This window comes from Streptomyces olivaceus (assembly GCF_000721235.1).
Lineage (GTDB): Bacteria > Actinomycetota > Actinomycetes > Streptomycetales > Streptomycetaceae > Streptomyces > Streptomyces olivaceus.
Genome location: NZ_JOFH01000014.1, coordinates 238,001 through 256,208, shown reverse-complemented (window position 1 = coordinate 256,208; position 18,208 = coordinate 238,001). Strand labels below are relative to the sequence as shown.

The 18,208-nt window shown below is 73.3% G+C and carries 13 protein-coding genes and 1 tRNA gene; 6 read left to right on the top strand and 8 right to left on the bottom strand.

The annotated features are described in order from the left end of the window. Positions 1–77: 77 nt before the first annotated feature. Entirely contained in the window at positions 78–4,607 is a 4,530-nt protein-coding gene (locus tag IG94_RS0117080) for a hybrid sensor histidine kinase/response regulator (RefSeq protein ID WP_078892325.1), read from the top strand. Between the two features lie 60 nt (positions 4,608–4,667). On the opposite strand, the gene IG94_RS0117075 is transcribed toward IG94_RS0117080, so the two are convergent. Next, on the bottom strand, positions 4,668–5,246 hold the full coding sequence (locus IG94_RS0117075; RefSeq protein ID WP_031036824.1) for a TetR/AcrR family transcriptional regulator: 579 nt from the start codon (positions 5,244–5,246) through the stop codon (positions 4,668–4,670). A 138-nt stretch (positions 5,247–5,384) separates the two neighbouring features. On the opposite strand from IG94_RS0117075, the gene IG94_RS0117070 reads away from it, so the two are divergent. Next, a complete protein-coding gene (locus IG94_RS0117070) occupies positions 5,385–6,665 on the top strand; it encodes an MFS transporter (RefSeq protein ID WP_031036821.1) in 1,281 nt (426 codons plus the stop codon). A 149-nt stretch (positions 6,666–6,814) separates the two neighbouring features. Here the strand turns inward: IG94_RS0117070 and IG94_RS0117065 are convergent, their stop codons facing one another. The 3 genes from IG94_RS0117065 to IG94_RS0117055 all read right to left on the bottom strand — a co-directional run bounded on the left by IG94_RS0117065 (position 6,815) and on the right by IG94_RS0117055 (position 9,926). After that, a complete protein-coding gene (locus IG94_RS0117065; RefSeq protein ID WP_031036819.1) occupies positions 6,815–8,491 on the bottom strand; it encodes a long-chain fatty acid--CoA ligase in 1,677 nt (558 codons plus the stop codon). 128 nt (positions 8,492–8,619) lie between these two features. Continuing rightward, positions 8,620–9,201 carry a SigE family RNA polymerase sigma factor gene (locus IG94_RS0117060; RefSeq protein WP_031036814.1) on the bottom strand — a complete coding sequence of 194 codons (582 nt, stop codon included), beginning with the start codon at positions 9,199–9,201 and terminating at the stop codon, positions 8,620–8,622. Between the two features lie 398 nt (positions 9,202–9,599). Further along, the gene (locus tag IG94_RS0117055; RefSeq protein WP_031036810.1) at positions 9,600–9,926 is read right to left on the bottom strand and encodes a hypothetical protein; all 327 of its coding nucleotides are present in this window, start codon (positions 9,924–9,926) and stop codon (positions 9,600–9,602) included. A gap of 362 nt (positions 9,927–10,288) precedes the next feature. Here IG94_RS0117055 and IG94_RS0117050 point away from each other — a divergent pair, with 362 nt between their 5' ends. Then, complete coding sequence (locus tag IG94_RS0117050) at positions 10,289–11,158, top strand: bifunctional DNA primase/polymerase (RefSeq protein ID WP_031036807.1); 870 nt, start codon at positions 10,289–10,291, stop codon at positions 11,156–11,158. 110 nt (positions 11,159–11,268) lie between these two features. Here IG94_RS0117050 and IG94_RS0117045 read toward each other — a convergent pair. The 3 genes from IG94_RS0117045 to IG94_RS0117035 all read right to left on the bottom strand — a co-directional run bounded on the left by IG94_RS0117045 (position 11,269) and on the right by IG94_RS0117035 (position 14,170). Then, positions 11,269–11,353, bottom strand: a tRNA-Ser gene (locus IG94_RS0117045). Positions 11,354–11,493: 140 nt separating this feature from the next. Next, positions 11,494–12,108, bottom strand: a complete 615-nt coding sequence (locus IG94_RS0117040) for a hypothetical protein (RefSeq protein ID WP_123937903.1) — start codon at positions 12,106–12,108, stop codon at positions 11,494–11,496. A 601-nt stretch (positions 12,109–12,709) separates the two neighbouring features. After that, positions 12,710–14,170 carry a S1C family serine protease gene (locus IG94_RS0117035; RefSeq protein ID WP_031036801.1) on the bottom strand — a complete coding sequence of 487 codons (1,461 nt, stop codon included), beginning with the start codon at positions 14,168–14,170 and terminating at the stop codon, positions 12,710–12,712. A gap of 261 nt (positions 14,171–14,431) precedes the next feature. Here IG94_RS0117035 and IG94_RS0117030 point away from each other — a divergent pair, with 261 nt between their 5' ends. The 3 genes from IG94_RS0117030 to IG94_RS0117020 all read left to right on the top strand — a co-directional run bounded on the left by IG94_RS0117030 (position 14,432) and on the right by IG94_RS0117020 (position 17,213). Next, positions 14,432–15,268, top strand: coding sequence for a glycerophosphodiester phosphodiesterase (locus IG94_RS0117030; protein WP_031036799.1), 837 nt, complete (start codon positions 14,432–14,434; stop codon positions 15,266–15,268). Positions 15,269–15,393: 125 nt separating this feature from the next. Then, positions 15,394–16,032, top strand: a complete 639-nt coding sequence (locus tag IG94_RS38665; protein WP_037763604.1) for an ATP-binding protein — start codon at positions 15,394–15,396, stop codon at positions 16,030–16,032. A gap of 215 nt (positions 16,033–16,247) precedes the next feature. Next, the gene (locus IG94_RS0117020) at positions 16,248–17,213 is read left to right on the top strand and encodes a DUF5926 family protein (RefSeq protein WP_031036791.1); all 966 of its coding nucleotides are present in this window, start codon (positions 16,248–16,250) and stop codon (positions 17,211–17,213) included. Between the two features lie 243 nt (positions 17,214–17,456). On the opposite strand, the gene IG94_RS38660 is transcribed toward IG94_RS0117020, so the two are convergent. Next, on the bottom strand, positions 17,457–18,188 hold the full coding sequence (locus IG94_RS38660) for a hypothetical protein (protein ID WP_308043525.1): 732 nt from the start codon (positions 18,186–18,188) through the stop codon (positions 17,457–17,459). Between the last annotated feature and the right edge of the window lie 20 nt (positions 18,189–18,208).

The following is an 18,208-nucleotide window of genomic DNA, read 5'->3' as shown; positions in this document are numbered from 1 at the left end:
CGCGTGACACCCTGGGGGCCCGGTTGGCAAGATGGCCCAGGCGGTCGGCAAGTGCGGTAACAGGAGGGAAGCGTCTCGTGAGCAGCAGGCCATCCCGAGGCACTGCTCGCCTCGCAGCCATACTGGACGCCCTGCCCGACGCGTTGGTGCTGGTCAACGCGAACGGCACCGTCGTCAACGCGAACACCATCGCCCTGGAGGCCTTCGAGACCCCGGGCACCGCGCTCGTCGGGCGCGGACTGCTGGATCTGCTGCCGCAGTTCGACTCGCGGCTCATCCCCGGCTCCATGCGGCGACCCGAACACGTCGACCCGCGGGCCCGGACCAAGCCCACACGCATGGTCGCCCGGCGCACCGACGGCTCCGAGTTCCCCGTCGAGGTCACCAGCGCCAACCTGGAGACCGGCCAGCAGGCCTACGACAACTACGGCTACACCGGCGACGAACTGCTGATGCTCGTCGTCCGCGACCTCTCCGGCACCGTGGACACCGAGGCCGAGCTGGCCCGTTCGCAGCGGCAGACCGAGATGATCCTGCGGGCCGCGTCCGAGGGCGTCGTGGGCACCGACACCGACGGGCGGATCGTCCTCGTCAACCCGGCCGCCGCCCAGATCCTGGGCTACCGGGCCGGTGAACTGGGCGGCCGGGAGCTGCACACCCTCGTCCTGCACTCGCGCGGCGACGGCTCCCCCTTCCCGTACGACGAGTCCCCGCTCGCCGACACCCTGCGTTCCGGACGCAAGCACCGGGTGCGCGGCCAGGTGGTGTTCGCCAAGAGCGGCGACCAACTGCCCGTCGACCTGACGACCGCGCCGGTGCGCGACGGCGACCAACTCGTCGGCGCCGTGATGACCTTCACCGACCGGCGCCCCTACGACGCGCTGGTCAAGGAGCACGAGGAGGCCGAGGAGCGGCACGCCGGGGAGCTGGAGCGGCTCACCGAGGAACACGCCTCCGAACTGACCGCCCTGCGCCAGCAGCACGTGCGTGAGCTGGAGGAGCTGCGGGAACAGCACGCGGAGGAACTGGCCGCGGGCGCCGACCGCTACGCCGCCCTCGGCGAGCGGGAGAACGACCGCTACGAGGCCATCGCCGCCCGGCACGAACAGCTGCTCACCCTCCTCGGCGGCTCCCTGCGGGGGCCCCTGGACGAGCTGCGCCAGGAACTGGCCGCCCTGGCGTCGGACGACGCCGGTCAGCTGTGGCCCGAGGCCAACCAGGTGCTGCACCACCTCTCGGCCGGCTACGCCCGCATCACCACCCTCATCGACAACGTCCTCGGCTACCAGCGCCTCGACGTCGGCAACGAGCACGTCGCCCGTACGAAGGTCATGCTCGACGCCGTCGTCGCGGCCGGTGTCGACGGCGCCGTGGAGCTGATCGGGCCCGGCCGGGTGCAGTTCGCCGTGCACGCGCCGCCCATCGAGGCCGAGGTGGACGCCCGGCTGCTGGCCACCGCGCTCGCGCATCTCGTCGCGGACGTCGCGGGGGTCGACGCCACCGGCAACTCGCCCGTGTCGGCGACGGGCGGCTACCTGGACAACACCGTCGTGGTCGCGGCGGCGCAGCGCGGCGAGGTCGTCCGCATCGAGGTGCGCGGGCCGTACACCGGGGGAGACCCGGTGCACGAGCCGATCGTGCGCGGGATCGTGCGGGCGCACGGCGGCGTGCTGCAGACCCACGAAGTGCCGGGCATGAGCGGCAGCGCGTACGTGCTGGAGGTGCCCATCGGGGGCGGGGCGGGGGCCGTCGCGGCCCAGGCTCCGAACCCGGCTGCCGTCCCGGGCGTCCCGGCCGTCCCCGCGGTGCAGGACCAGTCCCCGGCGGCCGCCCCCTCGGGTGCGCCCGGCGTTCCCGGCGCGGACAACGCCGTGGCCGTCCGTGAGCCGGCCCCCGGGGGAGGGCGGCGGCGGGCGCGGCGGGCGTCGGTCGACGCGTTCCTGGAGAGCGAGGTCGCGGGCACGGAGGGACCGGGCGCCGCCGTACCCGAGGGCGGGAACCCCGCCGCGCCGACGGGGCGCCGCAGGCGACGCGCGGCCCAGGAACAGGGCCAGGGCCAGGGCCAGGGCCAGGGCCACGAGCAGGATCAGGCAGAAGGAACAGCAGAAGGGCAGGTACAGGCGCAGGCGCAGGCGGCAGGGGCGGTACGGCAGGAGCTACCCGCGCCGGGGCAGCCCGGGCCGGGACAGCCCGGGCCCGTGTCCGCCCCGTTGCCGGTGCCCGCGCAGGCGGGGCCGGGTGAAGGGGCCGGGGCCGGCGGCACCGGGCGTCGGCGCGGGCGGTCGGCGGAAGGTGCGGCCGCGGGTGGCGCTCAGGCGCCCCAGGTTCCGCAGGCGCCCCAGCCTCTCCAGGCCCCCCAGGCGCCCCACCTCCCGCACGGAGCGCAGGGCGACGTCTCCGAGGGTGCCGTCGTCATGGCCGGCGAACACGGCGGCGGGGCCGCGGCCTCCAACACCGGACTGGGCGGGACCGTACCGCCTCAGGGTGTACCCGCGCCCGCCGGGCAGCGGGCCGGGCGGGACGGCGGTGAGCAGCAGGCGCTCCCGCCGGCGCTGCCCGCGCAGGCCGGCGAGGCGGACCCGGCCGACGCGGAACGGCCGACCGGGCGCCGACGCCGTGCTCTGGCCTCCGCGAACGAGCGCGCCGCCGCGCAGGAGGCGGCTCCGCGTCAGGTCTTCGCCCTGCCGCCCGCCGACGCGGACCGGTCGGAGGGCGGTACCTACGGGGCGCCGGTCGCCGCGCCCCCGGGAACGGCGCCGGGCCAGGAGGCCCGGGTCCAGGTGCCCGGCCCGGCCGCTTCCGGTGACGCCCTCCTCGACGAGGGCCGGCACGACGCCGTACCGCACGCCCAGGACGAGGACCACACGCCGCCGCAGCCGCACCCGGCCGAGGCCCCCACGGGACGCCGCCGCCGCGCCGGTGCCGCCCGCGCCGGTGAGGAGACGGCACCCGCGCAGGCCGGCCCGTCGGAGAGCGGCCCGGTGCCGGGCGCGCCGCCTGCGGCAGTGGCCCCGCCCGCACAAGGCGCCCCCGTGCCCGCGCAGCACACCGCCGGTCAGGGCGTGCCCCTCGCGGACGCGCCCGCCGCCCACGCCGAGGGCCCCTCCGCGACCGCGCAGCACCCCGAGGCCGCGCCCTCCGCCCCGGCTGCCCCGGCTGCCCCGGCCGCCGGTGGACCCGCCCCGCAGCCCTGGCCCGCCGCAGCCGATGTCCCCGGGACGGCCACCGGGACCTCCGCGGCGCCGCCCGCCGCACCCGGCACCCCGGCGCCCCGGCAGGGCATCCCCGCCACCACGCCGAGCCGGGGCACTCCGCTGCCGCCCGAGAACGCCCCCGCGCCCGCCCCGCGCGCGGCGCAGCCCCTGCCCGCCGAGGCGGCCGCGCCCGTCGACCCGAACTCCACCCAGGGGCGCGCGATCAGCGTGCGGACCCTGGGCCAGGGTGTGCCGTTCAACCGGCAGGCGGTCCAGGTGCAGCAGCCGTCGGCCACACCGGCCCCGCACCAGCCGGGTGCCTCGGGCCGGCGCCGCAAGCTGGGCACGCCGCCCGACCCCGCCGCCGCCCGCCCGGACCAGTCGGCCCGCCCGCATCCGCCGGCCGAGCAGCCGCCCACCGCCGCGCCGCCGAAGAGGCAGGGGCCCGGACAGGCACAGCCGCAGTCCCAGCCGCAGGGGCAAGGGCAAGCGCAAGGGCAGGACCAGCCGTCCCTGGGCGGGGGCCAGCCGCGGCTCGCGCCGGTCACCGAGGGCGCCGGACGGTCGTACGCCATAGGCGCGCCGGACAAGAACGCCGCCGAGGGTCCCGAACCGCTGGACGGCCCCGGCGGTGCCGTGGAGGTGGCGGACCCGCCGCGTCCGCAGCCGATGGACGACGAGCTGCCGCCCGAGCCGTTGGACAACCCGCGGCGGCTGCTGGTCTGGCCCGCGCCGGACGTGTCCACGCAGCAGGCGCTCAGCGACCGCGGCTACCGCCCGGTGATCGTGCACTCGCGCGAGGAGGTCGACGCGCAGATCGCCGCGTTCCCCGCCGCGCTGTTCGTCGATCCGCTGACCGGTCCGATCACGCGCACGGCGCTCCAGTCGCTGCGGCAGGCGGCGGTCGCGGCCGAGGTACCGGTCCTGGTCACGGCGGGACTCGGACAGGCCTCGCGGGACGCCGCCTACGGTGCCGACCCCGCCGTACTGCTGAAGGCGCTCGCGCCCCGGGACACCGAGCAGCACCCGCCCCGCGTGCTGCTGATCGAGGAGCACGCGGAGATCGCCCTGGCGCTGACCGCGACCCTGGAGCGGCGCGGGATGCAGGTCGCGCGGGCGGCGAGCGACGCCGACGCGGTGACGCTGGCGGGGCAGTTCCGGCCCAACCTGGTCGTGATGGACCTGATGCAGGTGCAGCGGCGCCAGGACGGTTCCGCCGGGATCGTCGGCTGGCTGCGCGCGAACGGGCAGCTCAACCGCACCCCGCTCGTCGTCTACACCGCCGCCGTCGACCAGGCCGACCTGCCGCGGCTGGCCTCGGGCGAGACGGTGCTGTTCCTGGCGGAGCGTTCGACCAGCGGTGAGGTGCAGGCCCGGATCGTCGAACTGCTCTCGCGGATCGGAACGAACTGACCGGATCGGAACGCGGAGCGAACGGACTGACCGGATCGGTGCGGGCCGACCGCCGCGGCCCTACTCCTCGACGATCCTGCGCGCGGCCCGTTTGATCGAGTCGCGCAGCCGGTCGGCGTCCGTGTCCCCGCCGCCGACCAGGATGCGCTTCATCTGCGGTACGACGACCGCCCAGTTGGCCATCGCGACCAGCAGGAAGAGCAGGTCGGGCGCGGGGATGGCGGCGCTGACCACGCCGCGCTCCTGGCCGTCCCGTACGGCGGCGACCTTGCGGGCGTAGTGGGCCTGGCGCTCGGCCTCGTGGGGGAGTTCGGCGGTGCCGTACTCCATGCCCTCCCAGAAGAGGAGGCGCAGCAGCTCGGGATGGGCCGCGTGGTAGTCGAGCAGGCCGTCGATCCAGCCCTCGATGTCGTCCGGGTCGACGGGCACCGAGATCGCGAGGTCGAGCATCTTCTTCTCGAGGACGGACGCGAACAGCTCGTTCTTGTTGCCGTAGTAGGCGTAGATGAGCTGCTTGTTGGCCTTGGCCTCGGCCGCGATGCGGTCGATGCGCGCGCCCGCGATGCCGTGGCGGGCGAACTCCACCACCGCCGCCTCGAAGATCCGGGCCTTGGTGGCCTCGGGGTCCCTTGCTGCCATGGGGCAAGGGTAGCGGGGCCGGACAGGCAACCAACCATTTGGTTGACAGGGTCGGGAATGCGGGCCAGACTCCTGCGGTTACTTCCAACCAACCAGTTAGTTGTTAGTTGGCGCACGCTCGAAGGAGTCGCTCCGCCCATGCCATCGTCCCCGCCCGCCTCCGCGTCCGCGTCGGCGTCCGCCTCCGCGCGGACCGGCACCGGCCCCCGCCCCGGCCCCGTACGACCGTCGACCCGGCACGCCGGGTCCGGCGACGGGCCGCCCGGCGCCGCCGCCCGGCTCTTTCTCCCCCTGATCGCCCTCTGCACCGCCGTGACGGCCGCCAACATCTACCTCGCGGCGCCCCTGCTCCCCCTCATCGCCCGCGACATGGGCTCCACCCCGTCGGCGGTCGCCTGGCTCGCCTCGGTCGCGCAGCTGGGATACGCGTCCGGCCTGCTCTTCTTCGCCCCGCTCGGGGACAGCGTGAACCGGCGCCGCCTGGTCGCCGTCCTCGCGCTGGTCGCCACGGCGGCCCTGCTCGCCGCCGCCGCGTCCGCCGGGACCGGCGCGCTCGCGGTCGCCGTCCTGGTCGCCTCGGCCGCCACCGTCGTACCGCAGCTCCTCGTCCCGCTGGTCGCCGCACGCGCTCCCGCCGACCGCCGGGCCCGGCATGTCGCGGCCGTCATCGCGGGCCTGTTCACCGGCGTCGTCGCGGCCCGGGTGCTCGGCGGGCTCGCCGGGCAGGCCTTCGGCTGGCGCGCGGTGTTCGTGGGCGCCGCCGTCCTGACAGCCGTACTGGGGCTGGCGACCGCGTACATCCTGCCGGTGGAACGGCGGCAGCGGCAGGGACCGCTGTTCGCGGGGCTCCTCGCGATACCGGGCGTGATGCGCCGCTCGCCCGACCTGTGGCGCGCCTGCGTGCGCCAGGCGGGGATGTACGGCGCCTGGAGCGCCCTGTGGACGTCGCTCGCGCTGCTCCTCGCCGACGCCGACGGATACGGCATGACCACCGCCGCGGCCGGGCTGTTCGGCCTGTTCGGGCTGGCGGCGACCGTGGTCGCGCCCGTCGCGGGCGGGCTGGTGGACCGGTTCGGCGCCGCCCGGGTCGTACGGTCCGCGTACCTGCTCGCCGCGGTGTCGGTGCCCCTGTTCTGGTGGGGCGGGCAGGCGATGGCGGCGCTGTGCGCGGCGGCGGTGCTGGTGCACGCCGCCCTGGTCGCCTCGCACATCGCCAACCAGACCCTCGCCCTGACCACCACACCGGCGCCGGCCACCGCCAACACCGCCTACGTCGTCTCCGGCTTCGCGGGCGGCGCGCTGGCCTCGGCCCTCGCGGGGCCCGCGTACGCCCACTGGGGCTGGGGCGGCGTGTGCGCGGTGGCGGGGGCGTGGCTGCTCCTGGGCTGGACGGCGACAGCCGTACGCCGGACGGGCTGAGGCTGCGGTCGCGCGCGGGGCGGGCTGAGGCTGCGGTCGCGCGCCGGGCGCGGCGAGGCTGCGGTCGCAAACCGGGCGCGGCAGGGCTGCGGTCGTGCGCCCGCGCCCTCCGGCGGTCGTCCGTCTCCGCCGGAGGGCGCCGGCGCCGGTCAGAGCCGGGTGACGTCCAGCCCGCCGTCGGCGTACTGCCTGCGCAGCACCTTCTTGTCGAACTTGCCGACGCTGGTCTTCGGCACCGACGCGATCACCGTCCAGCGCTCCGGGAGCTGCCACTTGGCGATCCGGCCGCCCTCGGCGAGGAAGGTGCGCAGCTCCTCGAAGCCGACGCTCGCGCCCTCCCTGAGGACGACGGTGGCCAGCGGCCGCTCGCCCCACTTGTCGTCGGGAACGGCGACCACGGCCGCCTCGGCGACGTCCGGGTGCGCCATCAGCGCGTTCTCCAGGTCCACCGAGGAGATCCACTCGCCGCCGGACTTGATGACGTCCTTGGCGCGGTCCGTGAGGGTGAGGAAGCCGTCGGCGGAGATGGTGCCGACGTCGCCGGTCTTCAGCCAGCCGTCCTCGCTGAACTTGTCGGCGGGGCGCAGCGGCTCGGCGCCCGGGCCGTTGTAGTAGGCGCCGGCGATCCAGTTGCCGCGCACCTCCAGCTCACCGGCGGACTCGCCGTCCCAGGGCAGGCGCTCGCCGCCGGGACCGGTGAGGCGGGCCTCGACACCGGCCGGGAAACGGCCCTGCGTGAGGCGGTACCCGAACTCCTGCTCCGTGCCGATCGCGTGGGCCGGCGGCCGGGCGACCGTGCCGAGCGGGGAGGTCTCCGTCATGCCCCAGGCGTGGCAGACCCGCATGCCGAGCGCGTCGAACGCCTCCATCAGCGACGGGGGACAGGCGGAGCCGCCGATCGTGACCTGGGTGAGGGAGGAGACGTCGCGGGGCGTGGCCGTCAGCTCCGCGAGCAGGCCCTGCCAGATGGTGGGGACCGCGGCGGCGTGCGTCGGCCGCTCGCCCTCGATCATCGCGGCGAGGGGCGCGGGCTGCAGGAAGCGGTCCGGCATCAGCATGTTGACGCCGGTCATGAAGGTGGCGTGCGGCAGCCCCCACGCGTTGACGTGGAACTGCGGGACCACGACCAGCGAGGTGTCCTCGTCGGTCAGCCCCATCGACTGGGCCATGTTGACCTGCATGGAGTGCAGGTAGATGGAGCGGTGGCTGTAGACGACGCCCTTGGGGTCGCCGGTGGTGCCGGAGGTGTAGCACATGGCGGCGGCGGCCCGCTCGTCCAGCTCGGGCCAGTCATACGTGGTCGGCTTCCCGGCGATCAGATCCTCGTACTCGTGCACCCGGGCGTCGGTCCCGTCCAGCACGGAGCGGTCGCCGGGCCCGGTGACGACGACGTGCTCGACCGTCTTGAGGTGCGGCAGCAGCGGAGCGAGCAGCGGCAGCAGCGAACCGTTCGCGATCACGACCCGGTCGGCGGCGTGGTTGACGATCCAGGCCAGCTGCTCGGGCGGGAGACGGAGGTTGAGGGTGTGCAGGATCGCGCCCATGGAGGGGATCGCGAAGTAGGCCTCGACGTGCTCGGCGTTGTTCCAGGCGAGCGTCGCCACCCGTTCGTCGCCCCGGACCCCGAGGTCCTCGCGCAGGGCGTGCGCCAGCTGGGCGGCGCGGGTGCCGATCTCGGCGAAGGAGCGGCGGTGCGGTTCGTCCTCACCGGTCCAGGTGGTCACCTGCGAGCTGCCGTGGACGGTCGACCCGTGGGTCAGGATCCTGGATATCAGCAGCGGTACGTCCTGCATCGTGCTCAGCACGGTGTCCTCCCGGGGCGACATTGCCTACGCGGCGGTAAGGGTTGCGCCGATTCTGCGCACATACCACGCGGTATGTCACTACTCCCGGGTGATCGATCAGCGGGCGGGGCCGACCAGGCAAGCCCACCCCAGGTACACAGATCCCCGCATCACCGGACAATTCCCAGCTCAGGGTCCTCGCGGAGCTTGCCGAGCGCCCGCGAGACCGCCGACTTCACCGTGCCCACGGAAACTCCGAGCACTTCGGCCGTCTGGGCCTCACTGAGGTCCTCGTAGTACCTGAGAACGACCATCGCGCGCTGCCGGGCGGGCAGCTTCGTGATCGCCCGCCACATGGCATCGTGCAGGGCCTGCCGCTCGGCGGGGTCGTCACCGGCGGCCACGGGCTCCGGCTCGGGCAGCTCGTCGCAGGCGAACTCGTCGACCTTGCGCTTGCGCCACTGCGACGTCCGGGTGTTCAGCAGCGCGCGGCGCACATAGCCGTCCAGGGCGCGGTGGTCCTCGATCCGTTCCCAGGCCACGTAGGTCTTGGTGAGTGCGGTCTGCAGCAGGTCCTCCGCGTCGCTCGGGTTCGCGGTGAGCGACCGGGCGGTGCGCAGCAGCACCGGCTGGCGGGCCTTCACGTACGACGAGAACGACGGGTACGGGAAGGTCTGCGTCCCCGCCGCGGCCGAGGCCGATGCCAGGGCGGTGGCGGCGTTCGAAGCGCTGGTGCAGACGGGTGTGGTCATGGCTCAACGCTATGAGCGGGAGCGTGCCCGGCGGATCGGCCGCAGGTCCCGAAGGAGAGTCCGCCTCAGGTTGTAGGGGTGACGCCACCCCCACCTCCTCTGGGTGGACGAGGAGAGGAGGGGTACTACGGGTCACCCCCTGAGCCCCACCCCGGGTCCGGCTACCCCCTCCGCACCCGCACCCACACCACGGGAACTACCCCCGGACTCCCCAGACCCCGCACCCGAACCTCCCTGGGCCCGGCCACCAGCTCCCGACCCCCGCCCCCGCCCGCATGGAAAACGCCGGGGCGGCGATACCGAAGCACCGCCGCCCGGACGCACTACGACCCCAAGAAGCACACCCGCAAAGCAACAGAGGGGGCGGCCCGGCAGCGCGACCGCGCCACCCCCTCAGCTCACCACCAGAGCGGGGTGAAGTTGACGGACACGTTTTCGTTGCCCTGGTTGATCGACGTGAACGCGGAGCCGTCGACCTGCGCGGTGTTGCTCTGGTTCGTGGCCCCCGAGCCGACCGCCTGCTGCTGCGTGGTGGACGAGTTGCCGTTGTTGTCGTCGCCGACACCGCTGCCGAGGATGCCGGCGTTCGCACTGGCGGCGGTCGCGCTCGATCCGTCGTCCGCGGCGGCACCGTTGTCCGCCGTCGCCACCCCGCCCATGAGGGCGGCGGCGAGGGGCAGGGCGACGAGAGCGGCGACGACACGGGCGGTACGGATGCTTGCCATGTTTCTCCTCCAGAACATGCGCGCACCGGCTAGAGCCGACAACGCGAGAAATTCGTGAACCAGGACTCCCGCCAAGGCAGTTGGCCGACCGCCTCGACGCTTTGCACGACGTCGCGAGATCAGAGTTGCCCACCGCATCCCCGTCGAACCACCCCGGAAGCCCTGATTCGCCCTCAAGCGTGAGGACAAGTCGATAAACCCCTTTGCTCCCCTTCACGCGCATCCCGGCACAGCACAGACACCTACACCCCAAGCCCCACAAGAGGCGAAGCGTTCCGTCACTTTCCGCAACTCCCCGACTCACACGGCGCGTCGCCCCACTCCCCCTTCCCTTTTTCGAACACGCGTACGAAACTAACCGCATGGCCACCCCCGACCGGCAGGCCACGACGCTGGCCCTCGCACACGCCCTGTCAGCCGCGGAACGCGGACTGGCCGTCATCCCGCTGTCCCGTACGAAGCTCCCGGCCCTGCGCTCCCCGCACCGCGACGACCCCACCCCGCCCTTCTGCCACGGCGAGTGCGGCCTCTTCGGCCACGGCGTCCACGACGCCTCCACCGACCCCTCCCGCATCCGCGCCCTGTTCGCCGCCGCTCCCTGGGCCACGGGTTACGGCATCGCCTGCGGGCTGCCCCCGCACCACCTCATCGGCGTCGACCTGGACACCAAGTCGGACACGGACTCCCCGGCCGCCCTGCGCGAACTGGCCCTGCGCCACCTCTTCACGATCCCGCCCACGGTCGTCGTCCTCACTCCCGGCGGAGGCCGCCACCTCTGGCTCACCGGCCCGCCCGACGCCGTCGTCCCCAACTCCGCCGGCCGCCTCGCCCCCGGGATCGACATCCGGGGCGCCGGCGGCTACCTGGTGGGCCCCGGTTCCCGCACCCGCCACGGCATCTACACCACGGCCCCCGGCACCGCCCACCTCGCACCCGCCCCCTGCCCACCCACCCTCCTTCGCCTCCTTCTCCCCCCGCTCCGCACCCACCACCGCCCCGTCCCCGACACACCGGACGCGCACGGCCGCGGCCTGGTCCGGTTCGTCCTCGCCGCCCACGAGGGCCAGCGCAACACCCGCCTCTTCTGGGCCGCCTGCCGCGCCTACGAGAACGGCCTCGGCCCGGCCCTCCTGAACCCCCTCCTGGAGGCCGCCCAAACCACCGGCCTGACCCCCCAGGAGGCCCGCACCACCATCGCCTCAGCAGCCCGCCTGACAGGCCACCACCCCTGACACCCCCTACACACCCTCGACTGCCGCCCCTGCCCCACGACCACGAACCCCACCCGCCCCACACCAACGGCCCCCGACCATAACTCCTGGTCAGGGGCCGTCAATCAGTGCGGTGGGTGTGGGATTTGAACCCACGGTGACTTGCGCCACGACGGTTTTCAAGACCGTTCCCTTAGGCCGCTCGGGCAACCCACCTGGGTACCGTCCCCCAGGGACGGAGCGGGTACAGCGTACCGGCCCGGGGCGTTGCGCGGGGTTCGTGGTCCGCGCGGGGTCCACCGGCTCGTCGCCGAGCGCCAGAACCACCGCGCCGACACGCAGGCTCGGTCAGTCTGCTACCGGCGGGACCGATGACGCCGACGGGAGCTGTCCGATGAGGAACCGTGCCCGCGGTTGCCCCGTGACGAACCGCCTTCTTCCGCCTGCCGGCGGCGTTCCTCGGAGGCCGCCTCTTCCCGCAGCAAGTTGTAGCGGAACTCGTAACTGTGGGTGTGGCCGGAACGCACCTGTCGCTCGTAGTAGGCGTTGAAATCTCCCTCGGCGGAGAAGAGGTCGGCACCCGACCCCGCTCCTCCCGCACTGGTCACGATCTCTCGGTGCCTCACACCGTTCTCCCACTCGATGCGTTCCACCTCCATCGCGAAGTACTGATCGGCCGGCCATTGCGCCTGCTCGGCCTGGACGGCCAGCCTGCCGCTGCGTGCCTCGCCCTCCAGGGCGGCCACGCGACGTGCCGACGCGGCATTGAGAATCTCGAACACGGCGGTCCCGGCAAGATGAGCCATACTCGCCCTGCGAGGATCCAAAGTGATGGAACGGCTGTTGGCCCGCCACTCGCCCGGAGTTCCACCCTGCGTACGCCCGAACTGCACCGTAATCGATCCGGCAGCGGCGAGTTCCTGCCCGAAATGAGGAGCCGCAGCGGCTACGAAATCGAATACCTCGCGCATCGCGGCACCATTGCTCTCACTCGCGAAACTCACTCCGCCCACCGAGCCGCGGAACGGGGCATTGGCGGGTGGGGGAGTTCCGTGGTCGGAGCCGTACGCCAGGTCCGAGTCCGAGCTGTCTCTCCTGCGTTCCCCTCGCCTCGAGGAAGACGCGGCACTACTCGATGAGGAACCGTAGGCGAGGTGCGAGTCGTCGTGTCGACGACTTCTGCGGTCGCTTCCAGACGCGCGCTGTACCGTGACGGCTTCTGTCGTCGCGACGTTTCCGGCGAGATTCTGCATCGACAGGACCGCAGCCATGTCCGACGGCACCGGATTCCGACCGGATCGGGGCCCGCCTCGGGAGCGGCTGGACGCCGTCCCCCGAATGTCGCCCCAGTTCTCACCACGTCCGGATAATGCATGCATATGACACTTCCTGGCCTCACCGTGACGGCCCGACCACGTTCAAGAGTCGTCACGCACACGTACGGGCGCCGGGCCAATACGCAACGCCGTAACCTCAGTTCGGTGCATCGGCCGAAGGGGGAACGCTTGCCGAAGCAGCTTAACCCCGGCCATTGCGCATAAGCCACGGCGGAGGGGTGATGCGAGTGCGGGGTCAGTCGTCGCCGAGCTTGGAGCCGAGGGTGAGTTCGGCGGTGTGCTGCTTGCCGCTGCGCTCGTAGGTGATCGTGACCTTGTCACCGGGCGCGTGCGTCCAGATCTCGCCGATCAGGGTCGGGCCGCTGTCGATGACCCGGTCGTCCAGCTTGGTGATGACGTCGCCGGGCTTGAGGCCCGCGTCGGCGGCGGGGCCGCCCGGTTCGACGGGCTCGGAGCCGCCCACGCCCTGTTCGGTGAGCTTGGCGCCGTTCGTCGTCTCCTCCAGGGAGACGGAGGCGCCGATCTTCGCGTAGACCGGCTTGCCCGTCTTGATCAGCTGCTTGGCGACGAACTCGGCCTGGTTGACCGGGATGGCGAAGCCCAGGCCGATGGAGCCGGCCTGGCCGGTGCCGAAGCTGCCGTTGCTCGAGGACTGGATCGCGGAGTTGATCCCGATGACGTTGCCCTGCGCGTCGAGGAGCGGGCCGCCGGAGTTGCCCGGGTTGATCGACGCGTCGGTCTGCAGGGCGCTCATGTACGACGCCTTGCTGTCCGCGCTGCCGTCGCTGGAGGCCACGGGGCGGTTCTTGGCGCTGATGATGCCGGTGGTCACCGTGTCGGACAGGCCGAAGGGAGCGCCGATGGCGATCGTCGAGTCGCCCACGGCGACCTTGTCGGAGTCGCCGAGCGGGAGGGGGTTCAGGTCCGAGGGGGCGTTCTCCAGCTTGATGACCGCCACGTCGTACCCCTGGGCGTGGCCGACCACCTTCGCGTCGTACTTCTTGCCGTCGGGGAAGGTAGCGCTGAGCTTGCCGCCGTCGACCGCCTCGGCCACCACGTGGTTGTTGGTGACGATGTGGCCCTGCTTGTCGAAGACGAAGCCGGTGCCCGTGCCGCCCTCGCCGTTGCTCCCCTCCGCCTGGATGGTGACCGTGCTGGGCAGTGCCTTCTGGGCCACCCCGGCCACGGTGCCCGCGTCGCGCTTGAGGGAGCCGCCGCTGTCGGAGGCCGAGACCGTCGTGGAACCGGAGTCGTCGTTGTTCTTGGCCAGGGTGTAACCGAGCCCGCCGCCCAGACCGCCCGCGACGAGCGCGGCGATCAGGATTCCGGCGACCAGACCGCCCCGGCCGCGGCCCGACTTCGGAGCGGGCGGCTGGTAGGCGGCTCCCCAGCCGTCCCCGGAGCCGCCTCCCGGGCCCTCGCCGAAGCCGCCGCCCATGCCGTCGCCGCCGCCGTAGGAAGGGGTGCCGGCCGGCGGCGGGGGCGGGGGCCAGGAGGGGTCAGGCGGCTGGTGGCCCTGTGAGGAGGTGCTCGCCTGGTGCGGCGTGGGGGGCAGTTGCGCGGTCGGGGCCTCGGCGGGCGGAGCCGTCGGGGCCGCGGGTGCCTGGTGCGGGGCGGAGGAAGCGGGAGCATCCACCGGCACGGGGGGTGCGGACGGGGCCGGGGGTACCGCGGTGCCCTCGTTCTCGGTGCTCACAGCTTCTCTCCTCGTTCCACGGCTGTTTTCGGTCACTCCGGTCGCGCTCAGCGGCACTCGCGCGCCGCTCCACGGTCCGGCGCGATGCGGACGTGCCGGTGTTCTTGTATGCCTTCAGCTTTTCCCACGAGCCGTCAGAGCACCATAAGCGGTTGCTGTGGGTCTCCGACCGTCCTTTATATGGGTTATCCCAGACTAAACGGACGCACTGCCGATTCCGCCGATGGCACGTCTACCCACCGGCGGTGGCACCATGACGCGGTGACCCACGCACGACAGCCCCGTATTCAGGTCGTCGCCCACCGCGGAGCCTCCGAGGAGGCACCCGAGCACACACTGGCCGCGTACCGGAAAGCGATCGAGGACGGAGCGGACGCCCTCGAGTGCGACGTGCGCCTGACCGCCGACGGGCACCTGGTCTGCGTGCACGACTGGCGCGTCAACCGTACGTCGAACGGCCGGGGCGCGGTGTCCGCCCTGGAGCTCGCCGACCTGGCCGCACTCGACTTCGGCACCCGCCGGACCCGCGAGTTCTGGCGCACGCGCGACGAGCAACCCGACTGGGAGCACCGGCCCGAGGACCGGGAGGAGACCTCCGTCCTGACCCTGGAGCGACTGCTCCAGCTCGTGTCCGACGCGGGACGACGGGTCGAGCTGGCCATCGAGACCAAGCATCCGACGCGCTGGGCCGGGCAGGTCGAGGAGCGGTTGCTGCTGCTCCTGAAGCGGTTCGGGCTGGACGCCCCGGCCTCGGCCGAGGATTCCCCGGTCCGGGTGATGAGCTTCTCGGCCCGGTCCCTGCACCGGGTGCGCGCCGCGTCACCGACGCTGCCGACCGTCTATCTGATGCAGTTCGCCTCCCCCAGGCTGCGCGACGGCCGGCTGCCCGCCGGTGTCGGGATCGCGGGCCCCTCCATCCGGATCGTGCGCAACCACCCCGCCTACGTGGAACGCCTGAAGCGGTCCGGCCGCCAGGTGCACGTATGGACGGTGAACGAGACCGCCGACGTGGAGCTCTGCGCCGGCCTGGGCGTCGACGCCATCATCACCAACCGGCCGCGCTCGGTCCTGGATCACTTGGACCACCTGGGCCGCTGACGCGTTCCCGACCTCGGCCCGGCGGCCGTTCACCACCTTCTCCGGCACCGGTCACACCGACGTGATCCAGCCATGTGATTACGGGGAGTGCTCCGGCGCGTTCGTTGCGTGATCGGTCGTGTCGAATGCGTCACTGGGCGGGGACGGGCCGGTTTCCGGCTCAGGCCGGGAGGGCATCCACACCGTGGCGTGGGGCGAAGGAGGTCTCGGGGGTGGCGTTGGTGGTGGCACAGGAAGCGCCCGCGTCGTCAAGCATGGCCGTTCCCCATGGCCCTGCGGGCGTGGGGAAAGCAAGACACCGCATGCGTGATCAGTTGCGCAGAGGCGGTGTAGCGGAATCGGTCATCGACGACGCTGTTCTGGTCCTTTCCGAACTTTTGAGCAATGCCTGCAAGCACGGCCGACCACTCGGTGACGCGCTCGCCGGCGACGGCGACGTGCGCGCCGCGTGGCAGGTGGAGGCGGGCGGCCGGCTGGTGGTGGAGGTCACGGACGGTGGCGGCCCGACCCGCCCGGCTCCGGCGAAGCCCTCGGTCACCGCGCACGGCGGCCGCGGGCTGAACATCATCACGGCGCTCGCCGACGACTGGGGCGTACGGGACGACGCACGCGGCGAGGTCACGGTCTGGGTCGTCGTCCACGACGACGTGCACGATCCGGACGCCGGGCACCGGCGCGACGACTTCGCCACCAGGATCTCGGCACCGGCGGTGTCGGAGATTCCCGGCCTGGACTTCGCGGACGCCTTCGACGAGTTGGGCTGAGTCTCCGGAGGGGGAGGGGCCCGCCGGTCTGCGGGGCCCGCCGGTCTGCGGGGCCCGCCGGTCTGCGGGGCCCGCCGGTCTGCCCGAGCGTCCCGGCCCGTTCTCCACAGGCGGCCCCGCTCCCGAAGCCCGTTGTCCACAGGGCCCCGTCGGCAGGTGCCGGAACGACTAGGCTCGCGCCGTACGAGTAGAGCCGTAACCGGGAGACACCCACGATGGCCAAGAAGCGACCCCAGACCAAGGCCAAGCGGCCTCAGCTCGACGATGCCGAGGTCCCGGTCGTCGGTGCCCGCGAGCCCTGCCCCTGCGGCAGCGGCCGCCGGTACAAGGCCTGCCACGGCCGGGCCGCCGCGCAGGCCACGACCGAGCTGGTGCACCGCCCCTTCGAGGAGCTGGCCGGCGAGTGCGACTGGGTGGCGCTGCGGGAGCTCGTGCCGGCGGCCACGGCCGAGCTGACGCTGCGCGACGGGCTGCCCGAGGGCGTCCCCTCCGTCACGCTGGCCACGGTGCTGCCGATGGCGTGGCCGGCGCTGCGCCGCGACGACGGCTCGGTCCTCCTCGGCCTGCAGAACGACACGGCGTCGGGCGACATCAGCCGCGACCTCGCCGACACCCTTCAGCGGGCGCTGACCGCCGAGCCGGGCACGCCAGTCCAGGGGCGCCGTGCCCCGGCCGGGGGGCCGCGGCTGCAGGACCTGCTCGCTCCCGGCGCAGCTTTCGAGCCAGAGGTGCACCCGGGCTTCGAGTTCTGGGTGCCGGACCCGGAGAACGCCACGCCGGACGTGACCGCCTCCCTGGAGCGGGCCAACGCCGCGGCCATCCCGACCGTCCGGCTGAGCAGCGTGGACGCCGCGTACTGGTGCGAGACGCCGGAGAAGAACCACCTGCGCTGGGTCATGCCGCACGAGGAGGAGCGGCTTCTGGACGCCCTTGCCCGGCTGCACGCCGCGGGCGGTTCCTCCCTCGGCGAGGGCACCCGCCTGGTCGGTTCCTTCCGCGCTCACGGGCTCACGGTGCCGGTGTGGGACCTGCCGAGCGAGACGACCGCGCAGGACGTCGAGAAGCCGGCCGCCGAGTTCGCCGAGCGCCTCGCCGAGGCCCTGTCCACGGACGCACCGCTCACCCACGACGAGCGCCGTGCACGCGGTGGCCTGACCAACCGGCAGGTCACCCTCAGCTGACGCGCCGCCCCGGCCGATTCCCCGGGCGGTTCGTCCGCCGCCCGGGGGTCCGGATAGGGACCGGTGACACCGGTCACAACTCCCGGCGCGGACAAGCCAGTCGGTGACCGGAAACGAAGAGATCGAATTTGCTAACCGCCGATCTCTTGTTACCGTTCGAGTAGCCCGGTTGCTGGTGCATCCCCCGTCGCCAGCAACCGGGTCTTTCCATGCGTACGGCCGCACACGCACCGTAGTCGCCGGTCAACTCGCCCCTTGCGCGGATGAGTTGCCGTCGGTGTCACTGCCGCCTCCGCCGTTCCTGCCGGCGTCACCGCTGCCTCCGGCGTCTTCGGTGTCCCCGGCGGCACCGGCCGACCCCGTGGTCCCGTTGCTGCCGGCTCGCAGGAGCAGCGGTCCGTACCCGGCCCGCCTCGCGAACTCCGCGACCGCCGTGTACCCGGCGAACCCACCCCGGGCGCGCTCCCGCGGTGTCTCGCAGGTGCCCGGCGCGTCCTCGGCGCTCACCGCACAGCGCGTCCGCAGACTGTGCCCGTCGGAGCCGATGAGGCTCAGCACGGATGCGAGCGGGGCTCCGGTGGCGTTGCGGTAATAGGTCCGCGCCCAGGTCTGCGTGCCCTGGACCAGGACGCAGGTCTGCGCCTCGACGCCCCCGGGCGAGGTCAGTTCGGGACCGCAGCGCACAGCCGTGGCCGGTCCGGGCGGCAGCGGGGAGCGGGCGGGCGGCAGCACCCCGGCCGGGGTGCGGGCTGCTTCTCCGGGCGCCTTGCCGTCGCCGTCCTGCGCGAGGAGCGGGGCGGCATCGGCGGGGACGTCCTGCCCGCCGTCACCCGGAGGCCCCGCCGATGCCACCGCGAACGGCAGTACGACTGCGCACACCACCACGCCGACGAGCCCGCACAGGCGCATCCGCCGACGGTCCGGCCCGGCGCGGTGCAGCCCGACGGCACGGTGCTCCCCTGCATGAAGCGGCATGGGGCGGACGATAACGACGA

Coding starts and splice junctions, on each gene's coding strand:
- IG94_RS38665 (WP_037763604.1), top strand. CDS start 15,394: ATGCGTCACTGGGCGGGGACGGGCCGGTTTCCGGCTCAGGCCGGGAGG.
- IG94_RS0117020 (WP_031036791.1), top strand. CDS start 16,248: ATGGCCAAGAAGCGACCCCAGACCAAGGCCAAGCGGCCTCAGCTCGAC.
- IG94_RS0117075 (WP_031036824.1), bottom strand. CDS start 5,246: ATGGCAGCAAGGGACCCCGAGGCCACCAAGGCCCGGATCTTCGAGGCG.
- IG94_RS0117055 (WP_031036810.1), bottom strand. CDS start 9,926: ATGGCAAGCATCCGTACCGCCCGTGTCGTCGCCGCTCTCGTCGCCCTG.
- IG94_RS0117060 (WP_031036814.1), bottom strand. CDS start 9,201: ATGACCACACCCGTCTGCACCAGCGCTTCGAACGCCGCCACCGCCCTG.
- IG94_RS0117050 (WP_031036807.1), top strand. CDS start 10,289: ATGGCCACCCCCGACCGGCAGGCCACGACGCTGGCCCTCGCACACGCC.
- IG94_RS0117065 (WP_031036819.1), bottom strand. CDS start 8,491: ATGTCGCCCCGGGAGGACACCGTGCTGAGCACGATGCAGGACGTACCG.
- IG94_RS38660 (WP_308043525.1), bottom strand. CDS start 18,188: ATGCCGCTTCATGCAGGGGAGCACCGTGCCGTCGGGCTGCACCGCGCC.
- IG94_RS0117040 (WP_123937903.1), bottom strand. CDS start 12,108: ATGCGCGAGGTATTCGATTTCGTAGCCGCTGCGGCTCCTCATTTCGGG.
- IG94_RS0117070 (WP_031036821.1), top strand. CDS start 5,385: ATGCCATCGTCCCCGCCCGCCTCCGCGTCCGCGTCGGCGTCCGCCTCC.